General features: G+C 61.7%; 3 protein-coding genes and 1 pseudogene. 3 read left to right on the top strand and 1 reads right to left on the bottom strand.

Features of this window, described 5'->3' with window-relative positions; translation table 11 throughout:
- Positions 1-274, top strand: a pseudogene (locus tag ENZ74_RS27990) (hypothetical protein); the annotation flags it as partial.
- Positions 275-287: 13 nt separating this feature from the next.
- Here the strand turns inward: ENZ74_RS27990 and ENZ74_RS27985 are convergent.
- The gene (locus ENZ74_RS27985; RefSeq protein WP_063168829.1) at positions 288-782 is read right to left on the bottom strand and encodes a DUF2314 domain-containing protein; all 495 of its coding nucleotides are present in this window, start codon (positions 780-782) and stop codon (positions 288-290) included.
- Between the two features lie 446 nt (positions 783-1,228).
- Here ENZ74_RS27985 and ENZ74_RS27980 point away from each other — a divergent pair, with 446 nt between their 5' ends.
- Complete coding sequence (locus ENZ74_RS27980) at positions 1,229-1,471, top strand: DUF1344 domain-containing protein (protein ID WP_013530037.1); 243 nt, start codon at positions 1,229-1,231, stop codon at positions 1,469-1,471.
- 188 nt (positions 1,472-1,659) lie between these two features.
- Positions 1,660-2,767, top strand: a 1,108-nt coding sequence (locus tag ENZ74_RS27975) for an FAD-binding oxidoreductase (protein ID WP_164761263.1), incomplete at its 3' end; no start/stop codon positions are given.

The following is a 2,767-nucleotide window of genomic DNA, read 5'->3' as shown; positions in this document are numbered from 1 at the left end:
TCTCGGGGCGGCACAGCCATTGGTGAGCGGCCGGCTGGCGCAGGCGCTGAAATGGCTTGGCGAAACCTGGCCGGACGACCCAGCCCGCGTCGCGCTCAACGGCAGCGATGGTTTCCTACTGTTGCCGCAGACGAAGAACTTCTTCGAGCTGCCGGATATTTCGGTGCCGCTCGACTACAGCAGGCATGTCGCGCCGATGATATCGGACATGGGCGCGATGCTGGCGACGGCGGCACTTGTGCGCAAGATCGGCGCGAAGGACGAAGCGGGTTGATCGGGCTGCGCTTTCAGCACTCGAAGCCGTATTTGTCACGCATGTAGTCCGCCTCTTCTTTCGACATTTTGTTGAACATGACGCACACGGTGAAGCTGCCGACCTGACGTCCGCCGCGTGTGTATCCCCAGTCGGAAATATCGTCCCTGGTGAATTCTATGTTCTGGCCGAGGACGACGTTGTGCACTTCCTCCGGCTGGTTTGCCAACATGCCGACAAATCCGGTTTCGGTGCGGCGGAACGGTATGACCCAGAAGTGTTCGGTGACGTTGCCGTCCCGTACCTTGACCTTCAATTTGAACCTCTCTGTGTCGGCGGGAGGCGCCTCGGACAGTGCCAGGAAGTCGTCCAGGCTGGCGAGCGCCTGCGCGGTGGCCGCTGCCATCTCTGGGTCGCCGGGAGTGAAGATAATTGTTTTGTCGTCGCCCGGATCCGTGGCTTGTGCGCCGGCCAATCCTGGAGCAAGCGCCAGCATCAGGGACATCGCAGTCCAGACTGCAAGCTTCATGGAAGGCCCCCCTTCATGTCAACGGTCGACACCATCCCGCATTCGACGTCGGTTTGCAACCGTAGCGCGAGTTTGATCAGCGTTGGCGTGGCGGTTTTTGAACTGATCCGCGAAACAAAATGTGTATCGACGATCGGTCAGCGCTCTGTTTCGTGATGCCGCCCGAGATGGATTGCGGCGGCTGCGTGGTGATCGAAAGCCGCCCGTCACAATCGGCCAAGTGACTCTTTTCGCGGACAGAAGTGCGTTCATTGGGGGAGCCGAAGCGGCCTGAAATGATCTAGGTCGCAGATAATGTGTCGGAATTAAGCCTATGATATTGTTTGCGAAAATTCACCCAATGTGATTTGCGGAGGGTGCGCTTTCCGTCCAGTTTCAGGCCGTCCGGTGCTGTCGTTTCCCAAGGCGGCGGTCCGGAAAAGTGAAACAGCACGGAGTGCTTACCAATGAAGAAGACCCTCGCAACCACCGCTGCTCTGCTCGCCTTCCTCGGCACCGCTTATGCCGCGACCGTTCAGGGCACCATTCAGGCCGTCGATCCGACGACCAAGTCGATCACCCTCGACGACGGCAAGATCTACCAGCTGTCGCCCGAAGCGACGATCGGGAAACTGAAGGTCGGCGCCAAGGTGGCGGTGACCGTCGATGACAAGACCGGCATCGTGACGTCGATCAAGAAGGCCTCGTAAGGCGAGGGCATCGTGCGTCGGCAGACCTGCTGACGCAATTTCAGACCCTGTTCCATTCTGGCCGGTCCTCCGGGGACCGGCCATTTTCGTGCCCTTCACCCTCGACGCCAGGCAAACCGCCGTCCCGGCGGCGCCGCTATGGTTTTTGCCAAAGAGCCGCGCTATCCCTTGGCCACCGGGGGATAGTCATGGCCGACGAGCAAAAAGGGTTTCGCCTGTCGCGGCGATTGCTGCTGGGTGCGGCTGTCGTCGGCGGCGCGGTGCTGTGGGGCGGCAACACGGTGGCGCGGCTGGCACGCGGACCTTCGGGGCCGAAGAACGCAGGACGGATAGCCGATATAGACGGCTTCGCGCTGCCTCTGAAGCCGCTGGACAATGCGCCGGCCTTCGATGCGTCACTGCCCTGGTCGGCAAAGGGTGGTGACATCAACGATGCCAGCGGCCTGTCGATGACGCCGGTCTACGGCGTGGTCGAGGTCAGCGGGGACGAGCACATCGCCAAGGCCCTGGCCTTCGCGCGTGCCAATGGGCTGAAAATATCGCTGGCCGCCATCCGCCATTCCATGGGCGGGCATGCCTTCGACGACAACGCGCTGGTGCTCGACCTCAGAAAGTTCAACAGGGTCACCGTCGATGCGGCGGCCAAGACCATGACCCTGCAGCCGGGCGCGCGCTGGCATGACATCCAGAACCTTCTGCATCCGCACTTCGCGGTGAAGGCGATGCAGTCGACCGACATCTTCTCGGTCGGCGGTTCGCTGTCGGCCAATGCGCATGGCATGGACCACCAGGCGGGTTCGGTGGCGGGCTCGATCCGCTCGATGCGGGTGATGCTGGCCGACGGTTCGGTGACGACCTGCTCGCCGACCGAGAACACCGATCTGTTCCGCCACGTCGTCGGCGGTTACGGCCTGTTCGGCGTGGTGCTGGAGGCGACGCTCGACATCGTCGACAACGCCGTCTACCGCACCTCGCGCGAAATCATCAAATCGGACGATTTTCCGGAATTCTTCGCCAAGGTGCTGGAGCCGAACAAGGATATCGGCCTGTTCTACGGCCATCTGTCGACGGCGCCCGGCAATTTCCTCGAGGACATGATCGTCTACCGTTACGACAAGGTGGCCGAGCGGCCGCCGGCCGATCAGCCCGAGATCGGCGAACCGGGATCGGTCGGGTTGAAGCGGGTGATCATCAACCTGGCGAAATGGGGCAGCCTGTTCCAGGAATTGAAGTGGTTCACCGAAAAGACACTGGAGCCGAAATTCGAAAGCTGCACGGTGGCGCGCACCTCGGCCA

Origin of the sequence: Mesorhizobium sp. M7A.F.Ca.CA.002.15.2.1 (genome assembly GCF_003998715.1) — a bacterium.
Lineage (GTDB): Bacteria > Pseudomonadota > Alphaproteobacteria > Rhizobiales > Rhizobiaceae > Mesorhizobium > Mesorhizobium ciceri.
Note: the sequence above shows the minus strand (reverse complement) of the source record. Positions and strands in the feature narration are given on the sequence as shown.

Coding starts and splice junctions, on each gene's coding strand:
- ENZ74_RS27985 (WP_063168829.1), bottom strand. CDS start 782: ATGAAGCTTGCAGTCTGGACTGCGATGTCCCTGATGCTGGCGCTTGCT.
- ENZ74_RS27980 (WP_013530037.1), top strand. CDS start 1,229: ATGAAGAAGACCCTCGCAACCACCGCTGCTCTGCTCGCCTTCCTCGGC.